The 19,528-nt window shown below is 71.2% G+C and carries 15 protein-coding genes and 1 pseudogene; 11 read left to right on the plus strand and 5 right to left on the minus strand.

Going from position 1 to position 19,528, the window contains the following annotated elements; genetic code table 11:
• Positions 1-57 precede the first annotated feature (57 nt).
• From PSESU_RS13150 to PSESU_RS13170, 5 genes are all read left to right on the plus strand, one after another.
• Entirely contained in the window at positions 58-759 is a 702-nt protein-coding gene (locus tag PSESU_RS13150; protein WP_041764996.1) for an HAD family hydrolase, read from the plus strand.
• 22 nt (positions 760-781) lie between these two features.
• On the plus strand, positions 782-2,143 hold the full coding sequence (locus PSESU_RS13155) for a leucyl aminopeptidase family protein (protein WP_013536280.1): 1,362 nt from the start codon (positions 782-784) through the stop codon (positions 2,141-2,143).
• Between the two features lie 197 nt (positions 2,144-2,340).
• The gene (locus PSESU_RS13160; RefSeq protein WP_155942774.1) at positions 2,341-3,330 is read left to right on the plus strand and encodes a hypothetical protein; all 990 of its coding nucleotides are present in this window, start codon (positions 2,341-2,343) and stop codon (positions 3,328-3,330) included.
• Positions 3,331-3,414: 84 nt separating this feature from the next.
• On the plus strand, positions 3,415-4,419 hold the full coding sequence (locus tag PSESU_RS13165) for a hypothetical protein (RefSeq protein WP_013536282.1): 1,005 nt from the start codon (positions 3,415-3,417) through the stop codon (positions 4,417-4,419).
• Between the two features lie 141 nt (positions 4,420-4,560).
• Positions 4,561-5,616, plus strand: coding sequence for a hypothetical protein (locus PSESU_RS13170; protein WP_013536283.1), 1,056 nt, complete (start codon positions 4,561-4,563; stop codon positions 5,614-5,616).
• 10 nt (positions 5,617-5,626) lie between these two features.
• Here the strand turns inward: PSESU_RS13170 and PSESU_RS13175 are convergent.
• From PSESU_RS13175 to PSESU_RS13185, 3 genes and pseudogenes are all read right to left on the minus strand, one after another.
• A pseudogene (locus PSESU_RS13175) lies at positions 5,627-7,313 on the minus strand (sensor domain-containing diguanylate cyclase).
• A 2-nt stretch (positions 7,314-7,315) separates the two neighbouring features.
• Positions 7,316-7,918, minus strand: coding sequence for a response regulator transcription factor (locus PSESU_RS13180; RefSeq protein WP_013536284.1), 603 nt, complete (start codon positions 7,916-7,918; stop codon positions 7,316-7,318).
• A gap of 73 nt (positions 7,919-7,991) precedes the next feature.
• A complete protein-coding gene (locus PSESU_RS13185; RefSeq protein ID WP_013536285.1) occupies positions 7,992-9,203 on the minus strand; it encodes a sensor histidine kinase in 1,212 nt (403 codons plus the stop codon).
• 350 nt (positions 9,204-9,553) lie between these two features.
• Here PSESU_RS13185 and PSESU_RS13190 point away from each other — a divergent pair, with 350 nt between their 5' ends.
• The 4 genes from PSESU_RS13190 to PSESU_RS13205 all read left to right on the plus strand — a co-directional run bounded on the left by PSESU_RS13190 (position 9,554) and on the right by PSESU_RS13205 (position 14,063).
• Positions 9,554-10,792, plus strand: coding sequence for an efflux RND transporter periplasmic adaptor subunit (locus tag PSESU_RS13190; protein ID WP_013536286.1), 1,239 nt, complete (start codon positions 9,554-9,556; stop codon positions 10,790-10,792).
• Positions 10,793-10,854: 62 nt separating this feature from the next.
• Positions 10,855-11,547: an ABC transporter ATP-binding protein gene (locus tag PSESU_RS13195; RefSeq protein ID WP_013536287.1), complete on the plus strand. Its 693-nt coding sequence runs from the start codon at positions 10,855-10,857 to the stop codon at positions 11,545-11,547.
• 18 nt (positions 11,548-11,565) lie between these two features.
• Positions 11,566-12,732 carry an ABC transporter permease gene (locus PSESU_RS13200; protein ID WP_013536288.1) on the plus strand — a complete coding sequence of 389 codons (1,167 nt, stop codon included), beginning with the start codon at positions 11,566-11,568 and terminating at the stop codon, positions 12,730-12,732.
• An 11-nt stretch (positions 12,733-12,743) separates the two neighbouring features.
• Positions 12,744-14,063, plus strand: a complete 1,320-nt coding sequence (locus PSESU_RS13205; RefSeq protein WP_155942775.1) for an ABC transporter permease — start codon at positions 12,744-12,746, stop codon at positions 14,061-14,063.
• 326 nt (positions 14,064-14,389) lie between these two features.
• Here PSESU_RS13205 and PSESU_RS13210 read toward each other — a convergent pair whose 3' ends face one another.
• Positions 14,390-14,956, minus strand: coding sequence for an adenylate kinase (locus tag PSESU_RS13210; RefSeq protein ID WP_013536290.1), 567 nt, complete (start codon positions 14,954-14,956; stop codon positions 14,390-14,392).
• A gap of 150 nt (positions 14,957-15,106) precedes the next feature.
• Here PSESU_RS13210 and PSESU_RS13215 point away from each other — a divergent pair, with 150 nt between their 5' ends.
• A complete protein-coding gene (locus tag PSESU_RS13215; protein WP_013536291.1) occupies positions 15,107-16,375 on the plus strand; it encodes a 6-phosphofructokinase in 1,269 nt (422 codons plus the stop codon).
• 68 nt (positions 16,376-16,443) lie between these two features.
• Here PSESU_RS13215 and PSESU_RS13220 read toward each other — a convergent pair whose 3' ends face one another.
• Positions 16,444-17,025, minus strand: a complete 582-nt coding sequence (locus tag PSESU_RS13220) for a hypothetical protein (protein ID WP_013536292.1) — start codon at positions 17,023-17,025, stop codon at positions 16,444-16,446.
• 224 nt (positions 17,026-17,249) lie between these two features.
• Between PSESU_RS13220 and PSESU_RS13225 the strand changes: the two genes are divergently transcribed.
• Entirely contained in the window at positions 17,250-19,277 is a 2,028-nt protein-coding gene (locus PSESU_RS13225) for a sodium-translocating pyrophosphatase (protein WP_013536293.1), read from the plus strand.
• Positions 19,278-19,528: the final 251 nt, after the last annotated feature.

Genomic DNA, 19,528 nt, shown 5'->3' on the forward strand with positions numbered 1-19,528 from the left:
AGGAGCGAAAGGGAGCGTTCCGCCCATGCCCGGGGCGGGAGGCCTACAATGGCCGCCGTGAGCTTCAGCGTCCGCGCCATCACCCTCGACCTCGACGACACCTTGTGGCCGTTCGCGCCGATTGGCGCACGGATCGACCAGGTGCTGTACGAGTGGATGCTCGAACACAGCCCGGCCACCGCGGCGATGTACCCGGTGGCGGCCATGCGCGAACTGCGCGAGCGCTCCTTCCGCGACAACCCCCACCTGCACCACGACCTCTCCGCCCTGCGCCGGCTGGCCCTGGCCGAGGCGCTGGAGGCCAGTGGCGCTTCGATGGACCTGCTGGAACCGGCCTACGAGGCGTTCTACGCCGCGCGCAACCAGGTCGAGTTCTATCCGGATGCGGTCGATGCCCTGGCCCGGATCGCGGCCAAGGTGCCGGTGGCGGCGGTGAGCAACGGCAATGCCGACCTGGACCGGATCGGGCTGATGCAGCACTTCGCCTTCCAGCTCGGTTCGCGCGAGCACGGCTACGCCAAGCCGCACCCGAGCATCTTCCACGCCGCCTGCGAGCGCCTGGGCTGCGGCCACGGCGATGTGCTGCACGTGGGCGACCACATGGAGATGGACGTGGCCGGCGCCGCGCGCGCGGGCCTGCGCAGCTGCTGGATCAACCGCACCGGCGAGACCTGGTCGCACCCGGAGCTGGAACCGGACCTGGAATTCGACACCCTGACCGCGCTGGCCGACTGGCTGGACGCACACCTGGCCGCCTGACGGCCGAAACCGGACTGATCGTATGAACCCCTACGCCTCCCCCGGCACCCCCGCCCTGCCCCTGTACCTGCTCGACCGCGCCGGCTACCCGGCCTGGCGCGACGCGCAGCCCGCCAACGTCGCCGCCTGGCTCAAGGCCCAGGGCTTCGACGCCGCCCCGGGCAGCACGGTGCTGCTGCCGGGCAGCGACGGCATCGCCGGCGCGGTGCTGGGCGTGGGCGACCGTCTCGATCCTTACGCCTACGCGCACGGTGCGCAGGTCCTGCCCGAGGGCGCGTGGGCACCGCAGGGCGAACTGCCGGCGGAACAGCTGGCCGCGCTGCAGCTGGGCTGGGGCCTGGGCAGCTACCGCTTCGAGCGCTACAAGCGCGGCGGCCGCGCCCCGGCGCAGCTGCTGCTGGAAAACACCGACGCCGAGGCGCTGGACGTGCTGGCCGCCTGCGCCCGCGTGCGCGACTGGGTCAACACCCCGACCGAGGACATGGGCCCGGACCACCTGGAAGCCATCGCCCGCGAGCTGGCCCAGGCCCACGGCGCCGAGGTCGAGGTGGTCGCCGGCGATCAGCTGCTGGAGAAGAACTTCCCGGCCATCCACGCCGTCGGCCGCGCCTCGCACCGCGCGCCGCGCCTGATCGCGCTGCGCTGGGGCGATGCCTCGCACCCGCACGTGGCGGTGGTCGGCAAGGGCGTGTGCTTCGACACCGGCGGCCTGGACATCAAGCCGGCCGACGGCATGCGCAACATGAAGAAGGACATGGGCGGCGCCGCGCATGCGCTGGCCCTGGCCGGGCTGGTCATGGCCCGCAGGCTGCCGCTGCGCCTGACCCTGCTGGTGCCGGCGGTGGAGAACGCGATCGGCCCCAACGCGCTGCGTCCGGGCGAGGTGATCGCCACCCGCAAGGGCCTGAGCGTGGAGGTGGACAACACCGACGCCGAAGGTCGCCTGGTGCTGTGCGACGCGCTGGCCTACGCCGCCGAGCAGAAGCCGGCGCTGGTGCTGGACTTCGCCACCCTGACCGGCGCGGCACGCATCGCCCTGGGCCCGGACCTGCCGGCGCTGTTCGCCAACGACGACGCCCTGGCCGAGGGCTGGCTGGCCGCCGGCCGCGACACCCGCGACCCGGTGTGGCGCATGCCGCTGTGGCGCCCCTACCTGCGCTACCTGTCCAGCAATGTCGCCGACCTGGCCAATGCCGGCTCGCGCATGGCCGGTGCGGTGACCGCGGCGCTGTACATGGAGCGCTTCCTGCCCGAGGACCTGCCGTGGGCGCACCTGGACACCTACGCCTGGAACGACAGCGCGCGCCCGGGTCGTCCGGCCGGTGGCGAGGCCCTGGGCCTGCGCTCGGCCTACGCCCTGCTCAAGGCGCGCGTCGGCGGCTGAGCCTCGACGCACATCCGCAGTACCGGGGGCCGCGCAGGAATGCGCGGCCCTTTCTGTTTGCGCGGTCCGCCGAAGGCGGGCGGCCGTGGCATGCTGCCTGCCGCGCGCTCATGGGGATCGCCCGCCTGGGCGGCCGTGCGCGGACTGACGCGAAGGAGCCGGGATGCCCGACACGCTGGGGGAGCGGGATGCTTTCGATGATCGCGATGGGACGGGCAGGGTCGCCGCCACCGGTCGTCGCACTGGCCACGGGCTCCGATCTCCCGTGGCTGCTGGTGCTGCTCGCCGTCGGCGCGCTGGTGTACCGGGTGATCCAGTCCAACCTCGAGCGCCAGCGCAACGAGTCGATCAACGACCGCCTGCGGCGCCTGGGCGCCGGCCACGCCCTGGTGGCCGACATGAAGCTGCGCTGGAACCCGATCCTGCTGGTGCTCGCGGGCCTCGCGTGCGCCTGGTTCGGCTGCCTGTCCATGGCCGACAGCGAGCCTGGCATCGGCATCCTCATGCTGCTGCTGGGCGCCTGGCTGGCGTGGGCCGCCTGGGACAACGCGCGGCGAAAGGCCGGGCCGCCGTTGCGCATGGACCGCCATGGGCTGCACTCGTCCGAATTCGGGCTGATCCCCTGGTCCGAGGTGGTCGGCATCGACTTCCAGCGCGTGGAGAAGGGCAACGCCTGTCTCCACCAGCTCGGGCTGTGCGTACGCGATCCCGGCCGTTACCTCAGGGATGCCCCGCCGCGGGTGCGCCGGAGACATGCCAGCCTGGAGCGCGCCCGGACCGGCTGCCTGTGGCTGCAGCTGGACATGCTCGACAAGCACCCTGACCTGATCCACCGCGCCGCACTGCAGTTGCGCCGACGCGATCCGGGTCCATTCCTCAAGGAGTGGAGCCGGGAGATGGACGACAGCGTGGTCGAGGCGTTCCTGGAGGCACGCGTGGCGGACCAGGGCACGCGTGGATTCCATGGAACGCGGGGAGCGCAGGGCAGCCATGGCCATCGCCACGGCCAGCTGCGCGCGGGACCGGCACCGATGGACGGGGTGCAGGACCGGGCCGAGCAGCGCTTCCGCCGGGCCATGGCCACGCATGAGCGGCGCACGGCCCGCAAGAAGAAGGACGAGCGCTTCGTCGGCGGGATCACCTTCGCCCTGGTCCTGCTGTACGCGCTCTGGCGCCTGCTGGGGTGAGTCCGCCCCCCGCCTGCGGGAAGCCGTTGAAGGCCCCGTTGGCCGGGCGCATGATGGGCGCTTCCAACGCATGGAGGCGCGGGAATGCTCAAGCTCGGACGCTTGCTGTTCGGAGCCGTCGCCACCCTGGCCGGACTGGCCAGCGCGGTCCTGGCGGCCATGTGGCTGGGCCAGCGCCACGCGGGCGATCCCATCGGTCCCTGGCCCCTGTTTACGGCGATCGGCATCGCCGTGCTCGCCCTGCTGCTGCGCCATCTCCTGGTCCAGGTCATCCGCGCCCGCGGCGACCGCGCACTGGAGGCCGCGCGCCGCGGCGAAACCTTCACCAGCGGAAGCAGCCTGACCGTCCCGGCCGGATGGGTGGCGCTGGCACTGCTGGCCGGCTGGCTGGCCTGGTCGAACGGGGAGCAGGCGCGCAATGCGGCGCTGTTCTTCGCCGGGTTCTGCGTGTCGATGGCGGCGATGTACGGCTGGAAGCCAATCCTGCGGATGCTCCGGTCCGAGCCGCTGCTGCGGATCGACGGCGACGGCATCGAACACCTGCGCTACGGCCCGATCGCCTGGCGCGACGTGGCCGGGATCCAGCTGGAGCGGCGCCGCGTGCGCGGCCAGCCGCGCCACACCTTGTGGCTCGCGGTGCGCGACGTGCGCCGCTACCTGGACGATGCGCCGGCCACCGCGCTCACCCTGGTGACCATCGCCCGGGTCCCGGGCACCGGGGAGTTCGCGCCCCTGCCCTTGCCGCTGGACCTGTTCGCCGAGGATCCGGAGGTGATCCAGCGCGTGGCCCGGGCCCTGCGCCAGCGCCACCCGGCCCTGTTCCTGGCGCAATGGAGCCCGCACATGGCACCGTCCCAGGTCGCCTCGGCACTGCAGCGCGAGGCCGCCGCGCGCGCCGGCGGCGAGGCGGCCGCGACTCTGGTCACGGTACCGGCGAAGACCGAGGCCAAGGTGGGCGCGCCGGCAATGGAAACGCTGCGCGCACGCGCCGAGGAGCGGCGGATGCAGTCACAGCGACGGGCGCTGGTGCTGCTGGGCGCGTTCGGGGTGCTGGGACTGCTGGGCCTGGGCCTGCGCTACCTGGCCTGAGGCGGACGCCGCCCTTCGGGCAATCCGCGCCGCCTGCCGGAAACCTGGCCCCAGTCGTGGGAATCGGCGGCAGGTGCCATGCCATGCTCGCGTTGCACGTCGCCGGGATGGCGCGTGGATGGATCGACGAGGGAGAGCAGGATGCTCAGGCTTGGGAAAGGTGTGTTTGGCGCAATCGCGGGCGCAGCCGCGTTCGGCATGCTGGTGATGTGGCTGGACTGGGTGCAGCAGCGCAGCGCCGGCGTGGCGCTTCCCTTCCCGACCCTGGTGCGCCTGGCCGCCTGCGCGGCCACTTTCGGCCTGGCCCTGCTGGGCGTGCACTGGATGAGCCGCCGCCAGCAGGCGGCCGATGCCCTGGAACTGCAGCAGGTGCGCGAAGGCCGGGGTTTCGAGGCCGACGGCGGCGCGACCTGGTTCCTGTTCGCGGTCCCGGCCTGCCTGGTGGCCGGCGCCGGCGGTGGCTGGGCGCTGCGCCACGGTGCCGCGGCAATGGCCGTGCTGGCGCTGGCCCTGCTGCTGGTGTTCCTGGTGCTGGGCTGGCACATCGCCCAGCTGATGCTGCGCCCGGGGCCGATGCTGCGCATGGACCGCCTCGGGATCACCTCGGCGCAGTACGGACGCATTCCCTGGCGCGAGGTGGTCGGGATCGAACTGCACCAGATGCACGCACGGGGCGCCACCCTGCACGTGCTGCGGCTGTGCGTGCGCGATCCGGGCCGCTACCTGCTGCGCGCACCGGCACCGACGCGCTGGCTGCACGGGCGGCGCCTGCGCGCGGCCCGCGTGGGCGCGCTGCCGATCGCGCTCAACCTGCTGGACAAGGATGCGGGCCTGGTCCACCAGTGCGCGCTTGCCCTGCGCAGGCAGGACCCCTCGCCGTTCGTGCCTGGCTGGAATGCACGCATGGAGGCCAGCGAGGTCGAGGCGATCCTCGAGCAGCGCGGCCTGGACGAGGAGCGCGAGCGCATCATCCTGGAGCTGCAGTCGCTGGGCGAGGACGGAGTCGAACTGCCCGCGCACCTGACCGGGCGCATGGCTGCGCACCGGGCGCGCAGCGAAGCGGCCCAGCCGCTCCTGCGCCAGGCCCTGGCCGCACATGTGCGGCGGACACGCAGCGACGCGCGCGCCATGCGCATCGCGATGATCGGTCTGGTCGGACTGGTGGTGCTGGCGGTGGCGCTGCGGCTGGCGGGGTGAGGCCGCCGCGTTACCCGGCCACCGCCACCCGGTCGCGGCCCGTACGCTTGGCCTGGTACAGCGCCGCGTCGGCGCGGCGCATCAATGCAGTGCCGTTCTCGCCTGGCTGCCAGGTGGCCAGGCCGACGGAGACGGTGACCGCCGGCAGTTCCTGGCCCAGGTGCGGAACCCGCATCTGCCGCGCTGCGGCGACGATGCGGTTGCCGCAGGCCAGCGCGGTGCCGGTGTCGGCCTCGGGCAGGATCAGGGTGAATTCCTCGCCGCCGTAGCGGCAGGGAATGTCCTCCGCGCGCGCATGCTGCTGCAGCAGCTGGCCAAACGCGGCCAGCAGCGCATCGCCGCCGGCATGACCGTGCAGGTCGTTGAATGCCTTGAAGTGGTCCAGGTCCAGCATCAGCAGGCTCAGCGGCAGGCCGCGCCGCTCGCAGCGGGCCAGCTCGCGCGCCAGCGATTCCTCCAGGTAGCGCCGGTTGTACAGCCCGGTCAGCGGCTCGCGGATGGACTGCAGGCGCAGGCGTTCCTGCAGGTTCAGGTTGTGCAGGGCCATGGACAACTGCTCGGTCGCCGACTGCACCAGTGGCATGCGCCCTTCCGGCAACGGGCCGTGCGTGGAAATGTAGATGAAACCGAGCTGGGTCCCCTGCGCGGCGAGCGGCACGCAGGCGGTGGACACGCCGGCGTCCACGTCCTCCGCGACGTGGGCGCAGCGCGGCCCGGGCTGTTGCGGGCCGCAGAAGTTCGAACGGCCACGGCGCAGCGCCCAGCACTGCGAGGGCAGCACCAGCTGCGCGCCGGAGGCGGCATGCACGCCCCAGTGCGCCTGGGCCTCGGCGTAGTCGGCCGAGGCACGCATCCGGTACAGGGTGCCGCCGGAATCCGGGAGCAGCCGCACCAGCAGCCGCGCGGCCAGGTCCACCGCCTCGTCGGTGCTGCTGCAGCTCAACAGCAGGCCGCCGTAGCGGTTGAGCTCGGCCAGGCCGGCTCCACGACGCTCCAGCTCGGCCCCGACTCGCGCAGGCGCGCGTTGGCGTCCGCGCTGCCGCGTTCGGCATGCGCGCGGCGACGGATCTCGCGGCCCATGCGCAGGTAGACGAGGGTGACCACCAGCAGGCCGAAGGGAATGCCCAGCACGGCCAGCGCGCGCAGCAGGTCGGCGCTGCGGCGGCTGGAACGGTCGCGCTCGGCCAGCAGCTGCTGCTCGCGCTCCAGCAGCTGCCGGGCCTGGGCGCGGATCGAGCCGGACAGCTTGAGCACCTCGTCGCCGATGGCCGACTGCGCGGCGGCCAGGCCTTCCTGGTGGTAGCGCTGCAGGTTGCGGTCGATCTGGCCCAGGCGCTGGTCGCCCAGCGGGCGCAGGTGGCCGACGCGGCGCTGCTGCTCCGGATTGTCGGCCACCAGCCGCGCCAGCTCGTCCAGCAGCGGCGCCAGCTGCTGGCGGTTGGCCCGGTACTCGGCGAGGTAGTCGACGTTCCCGGTCAGCAGGTAGCCCCGCTGCGCCGCCTCGGCCTCGCGCAGGCGCACCTCGTAGGCATCGATGTGGGCGATCACCTGGCGGGTATGGGCAACCTGGTTGGCGTCGGCGATGAACCGCTGCGCGCCCAGCAGCACGCCCAGGGGATGGCCACGAACACCACGATTGCCAGCAGCAGCCCGGCCTGGCTTGCCTGGCGCCTCTTTCCGGTGGCCTCGGCGCCCACGCTCACAGCAGGCCCCGCTGGCGGGCGATGCGGTGGGCTTCGACGCGGTTGGCCGCGCCGAGCTTGCCGATCGCCTCGGACAGGTAGTTGCGCACGGTGCCGTGGGACAGGCCCAGGCGCTCGGCGATGCGGGTCGAGGACAGGCCTTCGCCGGCCAGGCGCAGGACCTGGCGCTCGCGCTCGTTGAGCGGGTCGGCTTCGGTCCAGGCTTCCAGCGCCAGCTCCGGGTCGATCGCGCGGCCGCCGCGGTGCACGGTACGCAGGGCCTCGGCCAGGCGCTCCGGCGGGGCGTCCTTGAGCAGGTAGCCACGCACCCCGGCATCCAGGGCGCGACGCAGGAAGCCGGCGCGGGCGAAGGTGGTGACGATCACCACCTTCACCGGCAGCTCGTGGCGGGCAATGCGCGCGGCCAGGTCCAGGCCGCCGAGGCCGGGCATTTCGATGTCGGTGACCAGCAGGTCCGGCTGCAGGCGCTGCAACTCGCGCCAGGCCTCCTCGCCGTCGGCGGCCACCCCGGCGACCTCGATATCGGCCTCCATCCCCAGCAGCGCGGCCAGCGCGCCACGGACCATGGCCTGGTCTTCGGCCAGCAGGACGCGGATCACCGGTGGCGGCAGGTGGTGGACATGGCGTGCAAGTTACCAGAGCCGTCCGCGCCGCCCGCAGTAGCCGGGCCGCTCAGCCCTGGGCGGTGGCGGGCTCGGCCGGCGCCAGCGGTTCGCGCGCGGCTGCCTCGCGCAGCGGCACCTCGGCCAGCACGCAGGTGCCGCGCGGACTGGCCGGTTGCAGCAGCAGGCGGCCACCGAGGCCGTCGATACGTTCGCGCATGCCGGTCAGGCCGTTGCCGGGACGGATCGCACCGCCGCGGCCGTCGTCCTCCACCCGTAGGCGGCAGGTCCCGTCTTCGACCTCCAGCGCGACCTGCACGTTGCGCGCGCGGGCGTGGCGATGGACGTTGGTCACCGCCTCGCGCAGGCACAGCGCCAGCGCAGTCTCCAGCTCCGGCGGCAGCTGCGAGGCATCGTTGCGCAGCAGGTGCAGGCGGATGCCCTCGCCCTGCAGCAGCAGCCCAGCGGCGGCGAGCTCGGCGGCGAACTGGGCCGAGCGGATGCCGCTGACCGCCTTGCGCACCTGCGACAGGGCCTGGCGGGCAACGCCGCCGAGCTCGTCGATCTCGCGCCGGGCCGCGGCCGGGTCGCGCTCCAGCAGCTTGCCGGCGAGGTCGGCCTTGAGCGCCACCAGCGACAGGGTGTGGCCAAGCAGGTCGTGCAGGTCGCGGCCGATGCGCTCGCGTTCGGCGGTGGTGGCCAGGCGGCGCACCTCGTCCTGCGACAGCTGCAGGGCCTGCTCCTTGCCCTCCAGCACCCGCTGCAGCTGCACGACCAGGCCGACGGCCAGCGAGGTGAACGGCATCCACACCATCGCCGACCACGGGTAGCCGAAGTAGCGGGTCACCGCCACGAACAGCGCGTTCAGCGCCAGCAGCGCAAGCGGATAACCCCACCAGCTGCGCCAGCGGGCCATGCCCAGGAAGATGCAGCCGAACATGAAGTAGCTCATGCCCGCCGGATACCAGGGCACCAGCACCAGGCACAGGGCGGCCAGGCCCAGGGCGAAGATCGCCACCCGCCGCGCCGGCGCGAGGACGCTGGCGGTGTAGAGCGCCAGGAAGAGCGGGTAGGAAACCAGGGTAAGTGTCGTCCAGCGGCGGTCATAACCGTCGGGAGTGAACACCGGGACGATGAACACCCAGATGGACCAGACCACATGGACGTACTCCGACCACGCCGGGCGACCGCGGCGCATGGCGCAGCCGGCCATGGAATCGGGAGCCGGGCGCAGCATGCGGCCCAGCATGGTTCCGGCGGTTCCGGTGGTGGCAGTGGACATCGCGTTCTCCCTGGCGACGCAGCGATGGTACGCCGCCGGTTGTCTGGGGGCGCCACGGGGCCGGCTGGGAGTCCGGCGCCGTGGCGCGAAGTGGCCAGTGCCCGGGCCACGGTGGCCAGTCTCCGCGCAGGCGCCAGCGCCGGCCATGCACGCCTGCCACGAAGGACAGGTGACAGCTGTCACTGGGCGCGCGACCGGCGCCGGTCCAGAGTTCGCCCCGCGCCGTCCATCGCGCCGCGGGCCGCTTCCATCGCCCGCAACGCGTCCTCCGCCACAAAGTGACTTCCGGCAACTCGCGCCGGGCAGGCTTAGGCTGGACACTTCCGACGGCTCCTATGCACGGGATTGCAATGAACGACAACGCTGAACTGCTCAAGCAACTGCGCATCGAGCGCAACCAGCCGGAAAAGAAGACGCCTGGCCCGCTGCAGGTGGTGATCCCGCTGGCGATCGCCGGCGTGGTGCTGCTGTCCATCGCGATCGCGTGGTGGCTGCTGCGCGGCAACGGCGGCCCCGAAGTGCGCACCGCCCAGGCCGCGCCGCTGTCCTCGGGCCCGTCCGCGGCCTCGGTGCTCGATGCCAGCGGTTACGTCGTCGCCCGGCGCATGGCCACGGTCTCGGCCAAGGTCACCGGACGGGTGCAGGAAGTGCTGATCGAAGAAGGCATGCGGGTCGAGGAAGGCCAGGTGCTGGCGCGCCTGGATCCGGTCGATGCCGATGCCAGCCGCGCCCTCGCCACCTCGCAGCTGGCCGCCGCGCGCAGCCAGATCGACAACGTGCAGGCGCAGCTGCTCGAGGCCGAGGCCAATGCCACGCGCCTGCAGAAGCTGGTGGGCAACCAGCTGGTCTCGCGCGCCCAGTACGACCAGGCCGTGGCCCAGCGCGACAGCCTGCGTGCCCAGCTGGCCACCGTGCGCCGCCAGGCCCAGGTTGCGCAGGACCAGCTGCGCATCGCCGGCCACGGCGTGGACAACACCGTGGTGCGTGCGCCGTTCTCCGGCGTGGTGATCGCCAAGGCGGCGCAGCCGGGCGAGATCGTCTCGCCGCTGGCCACGGGCGGCTTCACCCGCACCGGCATCGGCACCATCGTCGACATGGATTCGCTGGAGGTCGAGGTCGACGTGGGCGAGGCCTACATCGGCCGGGTCAGGGCGAAGATGCCGGTGGAAGCGACGCTCAACGCCTATCCGGACTGGAAGATCCCGGCCGAGGTGATCGCCACCATCCCCACCGCCGACCGCGGCAAGGCCACGGTCAAGGTGCGCATCGCGCTCAAGGAGAAGGACCCGCGGATCGTGCCGGACATGGGCGTGACCGTGAGCTTCCTGGAGCAGGCACCGGAGAACGACGACGAGCCGCGCACCGGCGTGCGCGTCCCGGCCGAGGCGCTGGTCGAGCGCGATGGCCAAGCCCTGGTGTTCGTGCTCGGCGACGACGACCGCGTCAGCGAGCGCCAGGTCCAGGCCACGGCTTCCACCGGCAGCACCCGCGACATCACCTCCGGCCTGGCGCCGGGCGAACTGGTCGTGCTCGATCCCCCGGAAGAGCTGGCCGACGGCGACCGGGTGAAGCCCGCCGGTTCCAACTGACACAGCCGCACCGCGGCGCCCTCCCCTGGCCCGACGGCCACGCATTCCAACGAGGCAAAGCCATGGCAACCCTGGTTTCGATCCGCAACCTCACCAAGACCTACCAGCGCGGCCCGGAGAAGGTCGAAGTGCTGCATGGCATCGACCTGGACATCGCGGAAGGCGATTTCGTCGCCCTGATGGGACCGTCCGGCTCGGGCAAGACCACCCTGCTGAACCTGATCGGCGGCCTGGACACGCCCACCTCCGGCAGCATCGAGGTCGCCGGCCAGCGCATCGACCAGCTCGGCAGCGGCCAGCTCTCGCACTGGCGCAGCCAGAACGTCGGCTACGTGTTCCAGTTCTACAACCTGATGCCGGCGCTGACCGCGCAGAAGAACGTGGAGTTGCCGCTGCTGCTGACCAGGCTTGGCACCGCCCAGCGCAAGCGCAACGCGCAGATCGCGCTGCAGCTGGTGGGCCTGTCCGAGCGCGTCTCGCACAAGCCCAACGAGCTGTCCGGCGGCCAGCAGCAGCGCGTGGCGATCGCCCGCGCGATCGTCTCCGACCCGACCCTCCTGATCTGCGACGAGCCCACCGGCGACCTCGACCGGCAGTCGGCCGAGGAGATCCTGGGCCTGCTGCAGGCGCTCAACCGCGAGCACGGCAAGACCATCGTGATGGTCACCCACGACCCCAAGGCCGCCGGGTATGCCACCCATACCCTGCACCTGGACAAGGGCACGCTGGTCGAGCAGGCACCCCAGGCGGCCTGACGGCGCGGAGGACATGCGATGAAATACCTGCACCTGATCTGGGCGGCGCTGTTCCGGCGCAAGACCCGCACCTTCCTCACCCTCGCCTCGATCCTGGCCGCGTTCCTGCTGTTCGGCATGCTCGACGGCATCCGCACCGCGTTCGCCGACCTGGGCCGCAACTCCGACGGCGCGCAGCGCCTGCAGACCACCTCGCGGTTGTCGATGATCGAGAGCCTGCCGATGTCGCTGGCCAACCGCATCGAGCGGCTGGACAACGTCGAGGCGGTGACCTGGGCCAACTGGTTCGGCGGCGCCTACCAGAACCCGCGCAACCAGCTGTTCACCTTCGCCGTGGCGCCCAACTACCTGGACCTGTATCCGGAGATCGAAGTCGATCCGGCGCAGCGCAAGGAGTGGGACGCGACGCGTACCGGCGTGCTCGTGGGCGAAGGCCTGATGCGCCGCTTCGGCTGGAAGGTCGGCCAGCAGATCCCGCTGCAGTCGACGATCTTCCCCAACAGCGACGGCACCCTGAACTGGTCGTTCGTGATCTCCGGCACGCTGCGCGCCAAGGACGGCAAGAACGCCGGCTTTACCGAGAACATGCTGCTGCTGCACTACAAGTACTTCGAGGAGTCCACGCCGTACGTCAACAGCGACGTGGGCTGGTACATCAGCCGCGTGGCCGACGTGCGCCGCAGCGACGCGGTGGCCAAGGCGATCGACGCGCTGTCGGCCAACTCGCCGCACGAGACCAAGACCATGAGCGAGGCGGCGGCGATGGCCTCGCAGCTCAAGCAGATGGCCGACATCGGCCTGATCGTCGGCTCGATCATGGGCGCGGTGTTCTTCACCCTGCTGCTGCTGACCGGCAACACCATGGCCCAGGCGGTGCGCGAGCGCACCTCGGAGCTGGCGGTGCTGCGCACGATCGGCTTCACCGCGCAGTCGGTGCTGGGCATGGTGCTTGCCGAATCCGTGCTGCTGGTACTGCTGGGCGGCGTGCTGGGCCTGGGCCTGGCCACGGTGCTGGGCCAGATCGTCAATGCCGTCGCCGGCGGGATGATCAACCTGCCGACCATCGGCCTGCAGAGCTGGCTGCTCGGCCTGGGCCTGATGGTGGCGATCGGCCTGCTGGTCGGCGCGCTGCCGGCGATCCGGGCGATGCGCCTGAACATCGTCGATGCACTGGCCGGACGCTGAGGGGAATGATGATGAACCTGATCAAGAAGATGCTCCGTGGCGCCCTGGCCGCGCTGGTGCTGGTGGTGTTCCTGGTGCTGTGGGTCCTGGCCCCGTGGCAGGTCCTGCTGCCGGTGGCCGTGCTGTTCGCGCTGTGGATGCTGCTGACCCGCAGCGGCCGCCAGGCGGCCTCGGTAACCACGGTCGGCGTGAGTACCCTGGCCCAGCGCCTGGGTTCGTCCTCGGTGGTGGTGATCGGCATCGCCGGCGTGGTCGGCGTGCTGGTCGCGCTGCTGGCCATGTCCGAGGGCTACCGCCAGACCGTGGGCAATACCGGCAACGACGAGACCGTCATCGTGCTGCGCGGCGGCTCCTCGGCCGAGCTGATGTCGGTGCTGGAGCGCGAGGCGATCAGCACGATCGAGCGCGCGCCCGAGGTCGCCCGCGACGCCGAGGGCCGGCCGCTGGCCTCGCCGGAACTGCTGGTCGCCGCCAACCTGCCGCTGCGCGAGGGCAAGGACGACGGCAGCGTCACCCTGCGCGGCGTCGGCCCGATGGCGTGGCAGGTGCGTCCCAACGTCAGGCTCGTCGAGGGCCGCCAGTTCGAGCCCGGCCGCCGCGAGCTGGTGGTCGGCAAGGGCACGCAGCGCCAGTTCAAGGACCTGGACGTGGGCAAGACCGTGCGCATGGGCAGCAACACCTGGACGGTGGTCGGCGTGCTGGAGTCCGGCGATTCGACCGAGTCGGAGATGTGGGCCGACGCGGAGATCGTCTCCACCACCTACCGCCGTGGCAGCAGCCGCGCCAGCGTGATCGCCAGGCTGACCAGCGCCAAGGCCTTCGACGCGTTCAAGGCCACCCTCGCCGCCGATCCGCGGCTGAAGGTGGAAGCGACCACCACCCGCGAGTACTTCCGCCGCCAGTCCGAGGGCCTGTCGAAGGTGCTGCGGGTGATCGGCATCGTGGTCGGTTCGATCATGGCCGTCGGTGCGGTGTTCGGCGCGCTCAACACCATGTTCGCCTCGGTCGCCTCGCGGGCGCGGGAAATCGCCACCCTGCGCGCGATCGGTTTCCGCGGCATGCCGGTCGTGGTGGCGGTGATGCTGGAGACCATGCTGCTGGCGGCGCTGGGCGGCATCATCGGCGGCCTGCTGGCCTGGCTGATCTTCAACGGCTACACCGCCTCGACCGTGGCCGGCGGCGTGGCCCAGCTGACCTTCGAGTTCAAGGTCACCGGCGCACTCCTTTGGGAAGGCCTGAAGTGGGCCCTGGCCATTGGCTTCATCGGCGGCCTGTTCCCCGCCCTGCGCGCGGCCAGCCTGCCGGTGACGGAGGCGCTGCGGGCGGCGTGATGGCATGGCGCCACGTGTGGGCTTGTGGCGCCGCCCGTGGTTTTGCCTGCCGACATATCGCTGTATCAGACGCCCGGCCCGTGCCGGGCGTCTTCTTTTGGGTCAGTGACGCCGCGTAGCCCGGACAAGGCCGCAGGCCGAATCCGGGGAACTGCCCGCATTGAAAGCCCCCCCCCGGATGCGCTTCGCTTATCCGGACTACGGTGCAACGGCGGCGCAAAAAAAACGCGCCACCCGGAGGCAGCGCGTTCTTCATTCCGGGCGGTCGGAAGCCACGCAGGTTCCCGACCATCTCCCGCCCCCCCCGGAGGAGAGGGCCACTGGCATCAGGCCTTCTTCAGCGCGGCCAGGATGCGGGCGGTGATCTCGTCCATGGTGCCGACGCCATCGATGCGGGTCAGCGTGCCGCGGTTTTCGAAGAAGCCGATCACCGGGGCGGTGGAGTCGTTGTACACCTGCAGGCGCTTGCGCACCGACTCGGGATTGTCGTCGGCGCGGCCTTCGGCCTGGGCGCGGCCGGCGATGCGCTCGACCAGGAGGTCGGTCGCCACGTCCAGCTGCACCACCGCGTCCAGCGGCTGGCCGATCTTGGCCAGCAGCCCGTCCAGGGCGTCGGCCTGGGCGAGGTTGCGCGGGTAGCCGTCGAGGATGAAGCCCTTGGCCACGTCGTCGCGGCCCAGGCGGGACTCGAGCATGCCCAGCAGGATGTCGTCGGAGACCAGCTCGCCGCGCGCCATCACTTCCTTCGCCTGCAGGCCCAGCGGGCTGCCTGCTGCCACTTCGGCGCGCAGCAGGTCGCCGGTGGAAATATGCGGGACGCCCAGCGTTTCCTTCAGGCGCGTCGCCTGGGTTCCCTTGCCGGACCCTGGCGGGCCAAGTAGCACTAGTCGCATCAATCGACTCCCTGGATGAATGTTCCGTCGGGCCCCGGGGGCGCTAGACTCCCGTCCCTGTCGGCGCGTTGCGCCGCACCAATCGACCGGCACTTTACCGCATCAGGGCCGGCCGACCCAAAATTCGTTCCCCCGTTCCAGGAGTCGTCCATGGCCCGCGCCAAACCCGAAGGCACCCTGCTGTACGCCCAGTCCGGCGGTGTTACCGCCGTCATCAACGCCACCGCCGCCGGCGTGATCGCCGAGGCACGGGCGCGGGGCGTCAAGGTGCTGGCCGCGCGCAACGGCATCCTCGGCGCCCTGCGCGAGGAGCTGGTGGACACCTCGAAGGAGAGCGCCGCGGCGATCGCCGGGCTGGCCTCCACCCCGGGCGGCGCGTTCGGCTCGTGCCGCTACAAGCTCAAGTCGCTGGAAGACGACCGCGCCCGCTACGAGCGCCTGCTGGAGGTGCTGCGCGCCCATGACGTGCGCTACTTTCTCTACAACGGCGGCAACGATTCGGCCGACACCGCGTGGAAGGTCTCGCAGCTGGCGAAGGAGTTCGATTACCCGCTGGCCTGCATCGGCGTGCCCAAGACCATCGACAACGACCTGGCCGTGACCGACACCTGCCCGGGCTTCGGCTCGGCCGCCAAGTACACGGCCGTGTCGGTGCGCGAGGCGGCGCTGGACGTGGCGGCGATGGCCGAGACCTCAACCAAGGTGTTCGTCTACGAGGCCATGGGCCGCCACGCCGGCTGGCTGGCCGCCGCCGCGGGCCTGGCCGGCAAGAACCCCGACGAGGCGCCGCAGATCATCCTGTTCCCCGAGCGCGCCTATGACGAGGCCGCGTTCCTGGCGCAGGTGGAGAAGGTGGTGAAGAAGGTCGGCTGGTGCGTGGTCGTGGCCAGCGAAGGCATCCGCGACAAGGACGGCAAGTTCGTCGCCGACGCCGGTGGCGGCACGGACGCGTTCGGCCACACCCAGCTGGGTGGCGTTTCGTCCTATCTGGCCGGCAAGGTCAAGGATGCGCTGGGCTACAAGGTCCACTGGACCCTGCCCGACTACCTGCAGCGTTCGGCCCGCCACATCGCCAGCAAGACCGACTGGGAACAGGCGCAGGCGGTGGGCAAGGCCGCGGTGCAGTACGCGCTCAAGGGCCAGAACGCGGTGATGCCGGTGATCGTGCGCAGCTCCTCGGCCCCGTACCGCTGGAAGATCGAGCCGGCGCCGCTGCACAAGGTCGCCAACCACGAGAAGACCATGCCGGCCGGCTTCATCCGCAAGGACGGTTTCGGCATCACCGCCAGGGCGCGTGAATACCTGGAGCCCCTGATCCGCGGCGAGGCCCCGCTGGCCTACGGCCGCGACGGCCTGCCCAAGTACGTGACCCTCAAGAACACGCCGGTGAAGAAGAAGCTGCCGGCCTGGGAAGGCTGAGCACAGGAAGGGGCGTCGCGAGGCGCCCCTTCTTCGTTACGGAACCCGTCGTTGCGGAGCCCGGTGCCTCAGCCGCAACGCCCCGAAGGCGCCTTCAGCACGGCGGTGAACTGCGGCAGCGCCGAAGCGGCGGACACGGCCTGTTCGCGCCCCTGTTCCAGGTAGACCCGGGCCTGGCCCTGGCCGTCGCGCGCGCCCGGGGCATTGCCGCCCTTGCGCCACACCTGGACCTCGGCCTCGCGGCCGGCGCAGCGCGCTTCCGGGATGCGGATCACGTCGCTGAGGGTCCAGCCGGAGGCCGCCGAGGGCCTGGCCTGCGCGGATTCGACGAAACGCGCACGCGCCTGGCAGGCGCCACCGAGCGGGACCACCTGCAGGTCGTAGGCATCGGCCGCGCCGGGCTCGGCGTAGCGGCCTTCCAGGCGCACGCAGGCTTCCGGGATCTGGCGCACGGTGTGGACCGCGCCGGGCTGCTGCGGCGCACCGGTGCGCGGGGCCGGGGCTTCGGCCTGCGGCTGCGCGCGCAGCGGCATCACCACGGCCGCGGCGGTGGCGAGCAGGACCAGGAGCAGGGACTGGCGGAAGGCGGCGCGGCTGCGCACGGCCTGGACGCTGGCGGCACGAAGGGGACGCAGGGGGTGGCGATTCATCGGGCAGTCGGCGGGTCTGGGGTGCATAGCGTGACCCGGCCTAGATGAACGTCGTGTGGCCTTCCGGGCCCGGCTGTGGTCATACTCGGCCCACTCCACGGAAAGTCGAACACGGTGCGACGCGTCTCGGTAACGGGTCCGTTCCAGTGCTTCATGGCTCGCCAGGCGTGGTCCCTCCCTGTTCGACCCCGGTCGGACGGCATCTACACACCCTGGGAGGGGTCATGCTGGAACAACACGGCTTGTCACTGGCGCTTCTATGCGCCGTCCTCGCGATCCTCTACGGCATCATCTCGGCACGCTGGATCCTGGCGCAGCCTGCAGGCAACGAACGCATGCAGCAGATCGCCGCGGCGATCCAGGAAGGGGCACGTGCCTACCTCAACCGCCAGTACCTGACCATCGCCATCGCCGGCGTGGTGCTGTTCGTGCTGGTCGGCCTGTTCCTGAGCTGGTACACCGCGATCGGCTTCGCCATCGGCGCGGTGCTTTCCGGCCTTGCCGGCTACATCGGCATGAACGTCTCGGTACGCGCCAACGTGCGCACCGCCGAGGCCGCGCGCCGTGGCCTCGGCCCGGCGATGGACGTGGCGTTCCGCGGCGGCGCCATCACCGGCATGCTGGTGGTCGGGCTGGGCCTGCTGGGCGTAGCCGGCTACTTCTGGCTGCTGCAGAAGCTGGGCCTGTCGCTGGCCGACAACCTGCACGCGCTGGTCGGCCTGGCCTTCGGCTCCTCGCTGATCTCGATCTTCGCGCGCCTGGGTGGCGGCATCTTCACCAAGGGCGCGGACGTGGGCGCCGACCTGGTCGGCAAGGTCGAGGCCGGCATCCCCGAGGACGACCCGCGCAACCCGGCGGTGATCGCGGACAACGTCGGCGACAACGTCGGCGACTGCGCCGGCATGGCCGCGGACCTGTTCGAGACCTACGCGGTGACGGTGATCGCCACCATGCTTCTGGGCGGGCTGATGCTCGACCAGGTGGGTGCCAACGCGGTGCTGTACCCGCTGGTGCTGGGCGGCGTGTCGATCGTGGCCTCGATCATCGGCGCGTTCTTCGTGCGCACGAAGGAAGGCGGCTCGATCATGGGCGCGCTGTACAAGGGCGTGATCGTCTCCGGCGTGCTGGCGGCGATCGCGTTCTGGCCGGTGACGACTTCGCTGATGGGCGATTCGCCGGTCGGCGCCAGCAACCTGTTCGGCTGCGCCCTGATCGGCCTGGTGCTGACCGGCCTGATCGTGTGGATCACCGAGTACTACACCGGCACCCAGTACGGGCCGGTGCGGCATGTCGCGCAGGCCTCGACCACCGGCCACGGCACCAACATCATCGCCGGCCTCGGCGTGTCGATGAAGTCGACCGCCTGGCCGGTGGTGGCGGTATGCGCGGCCATCTGGGGCGCGTACGCGCTGGGCGAGCTGTACGGCATCGCCATCGCCGCCACGGCCATGCTGTCGATGGCCGGCATGGTGGTGGCGCTGGATGCCTACGGCCCGATCACCGACAACGCCGGCGGCATCGCCGAGATGAGCGAGCTGCCGCCGGAGGTGCGCGCGGTGACCGATCCGCTGGACGCGGTGGGCAACACCACCAAGGCGGTAACCAAGGGCTACGCGATCGGTTCGGCGGCGCTGGCGGCGCTGGTGCTGTTCGCCGACTACACCCACAACCTGCGCGCGGCCAATCCCGGCACGACCTACGCCTTCGACCTGTCCGACCACACGGTGATCATCGGCCTGCTGATCGGCGGCCTGATCCCCTACCTGTTCGGTGCGATGGCTATGGAGGCCGTGGGCCGCGCGGCAGGCGCGGTGGTGGAGGAAGTGCGCCGCCAGTTCCGCGAGATCGCCGGGATCATGCAGGGCACGGCCAAGCCGCAGTACGACCGCGCCGTGGACATGCTGACCAGGTCGGCGATCCGGGAAATGATCGTGCCCTCGCTGCTGCCGGTGGTTGTTCCGGTGGTGGTCGGCCTGCTGCTGGGGCCGAAGGCGCTGGGCGGCCTGCTGATCGGCACGATCGTCACCGGCCTGTTCGTGGCGATCTCGATGACCACCGGCGGCGGCGCCTGGGACAACGCCAAGAAGTACATCGAGGATGGCAACTTCGGCGGCAAGGGCTCGGAAGCGCACAAGGCCGCGGTCACCGGCGACACCGTCGGCGATCCCTACAAGGACACCGCCGGCCCGGCGATCAACCCGCTGATCAAGATCATCAACATCGTGGCGCTGCTGCTGGTGCCGCTGCTCTGATCATGGGTGGATGTTGAACGAAGAAGCCCCGGGCATGCCGGGGCTTTTTCTTTCTCCCGCTCCTCTGGGGTGAGGTGCACGCTTGCGTGGGTGGGGCGCGAAACGGGGCTGGAGAGAGTCGGAGTCGCGCATCAGATGTGTAGCCCGGACAAGGCCGAAGGCCGCATCCGGGATCCTCCAGGTCGCCAGGCCATCGCGGGGATCCCGGATGCGCTTCGCCTATCCGGGCTAGGGGGCATCTGCAACCAGGC

It is taken from the genome of Pseudoxanthomonas suwonensis 11-1 (assembly GCF_000185965.1).
Taxonomy (GTDB): Bacteria; Pseudomonadota; Gammaproteobacteria; order Xanthomonadales; family Xanthomonadaceae; genus Pseudoxanthomonas; species Pseudoxanthomonas suwonensis_A.

Bases quoted from the DNA above. Each gene is read 5' to 3' on its own strand.
- PSESU_RS13155 (WP_013536280.1), top strand. From the start codon at position 782: ATGAACCCCTACGCCTCCCCCGGCACCCCCGCCCTGCCCCTGTACCTG.
- PSESU_RS13160 (WP_155942774.1), top strand. From the start codon at position 2,341: ATGATCGCGATGGGACGGGCAGGGTCGCCGCCACCGGTCGTCGCACTG.
- PSESU_RS13165 (WP_013536282.1), top strand. From the start codon at position 3,415: ATGCTCAAGCTCGGACGCTTGCTGTTCGGAGCCGTCGCCACCCTGGCC.
- PSESU_RS13170 (WP_013536283.1), top strand. From the start codon at position 4,561: ATGCTCAGGCTTGGGAAAGGTGTGTTTGGCGCAATCGCGGGCGCAGCC.
- PSESU_RS13185 (WP_013536285.1), bottom strand. From the start codon at position 9,203: ATGTCCACTGCCACCACCGGAACCGCCGGAACCATGCTGGGCCGCATG.
- PSESU_RS13190 (WP_013536286.1), top strand. From the start codon at position 9,554: ATGAACGACAACGCTGAACTGCTCAAGCAACTGCGCATCGAGCGCAAC.
- PSESU_RS13195 (WP_013536287.1), top strand. From the start codon at position 10,855: ATGGCAACCCTGGTTTCGATCCGCAACCTCACCAAGACCTACCAGCGC.
- PSESU_RS13200 (WP_013536288.1), top strand. From the start codon at position 11,566: ATGAAATACCTGCACCTGATCTGGGCGGCGCTGTTCCGGCGCAAGACC.
- PSESU_RS13205 (WP_155942775.1), top strand. From the start codon at position 12,744: ATGAACCTGATCAAGAAGATGCTCCGTGGCGCCCTGGCCGCGCTGGTG.
- PSESU_RS13210 (WP_013536290.1), bottom strand. From the start codon at position 14,956: ATGCGACTAGTGCTACTTGGCCCGCCAGGGTCCGGCAAGGGAACCCAG.
- PSESU_RS13215 (WP_013536291.1), top strand. From the start codon at position 15,107: ATGGCCCGCGCCAAACCCGAAGGCACCCTGCTGTACGCCCAGTCCGGC.
- PSESU_RS13220 (WP_013536292.1), bottom strand. From the start codon at position 17,025: ATGAATCGCCACCCCCTGCGTCCCCTTCGTGCCGCCAGCGTCCAGGCC.
- PSESU_RS13225 (WP_013536293.1), top strand. From the start codon at position 17,250: ATGCTGGAACAACACGGCTTGTCACTGGCGCTTCTATGCGCCGTCCTC.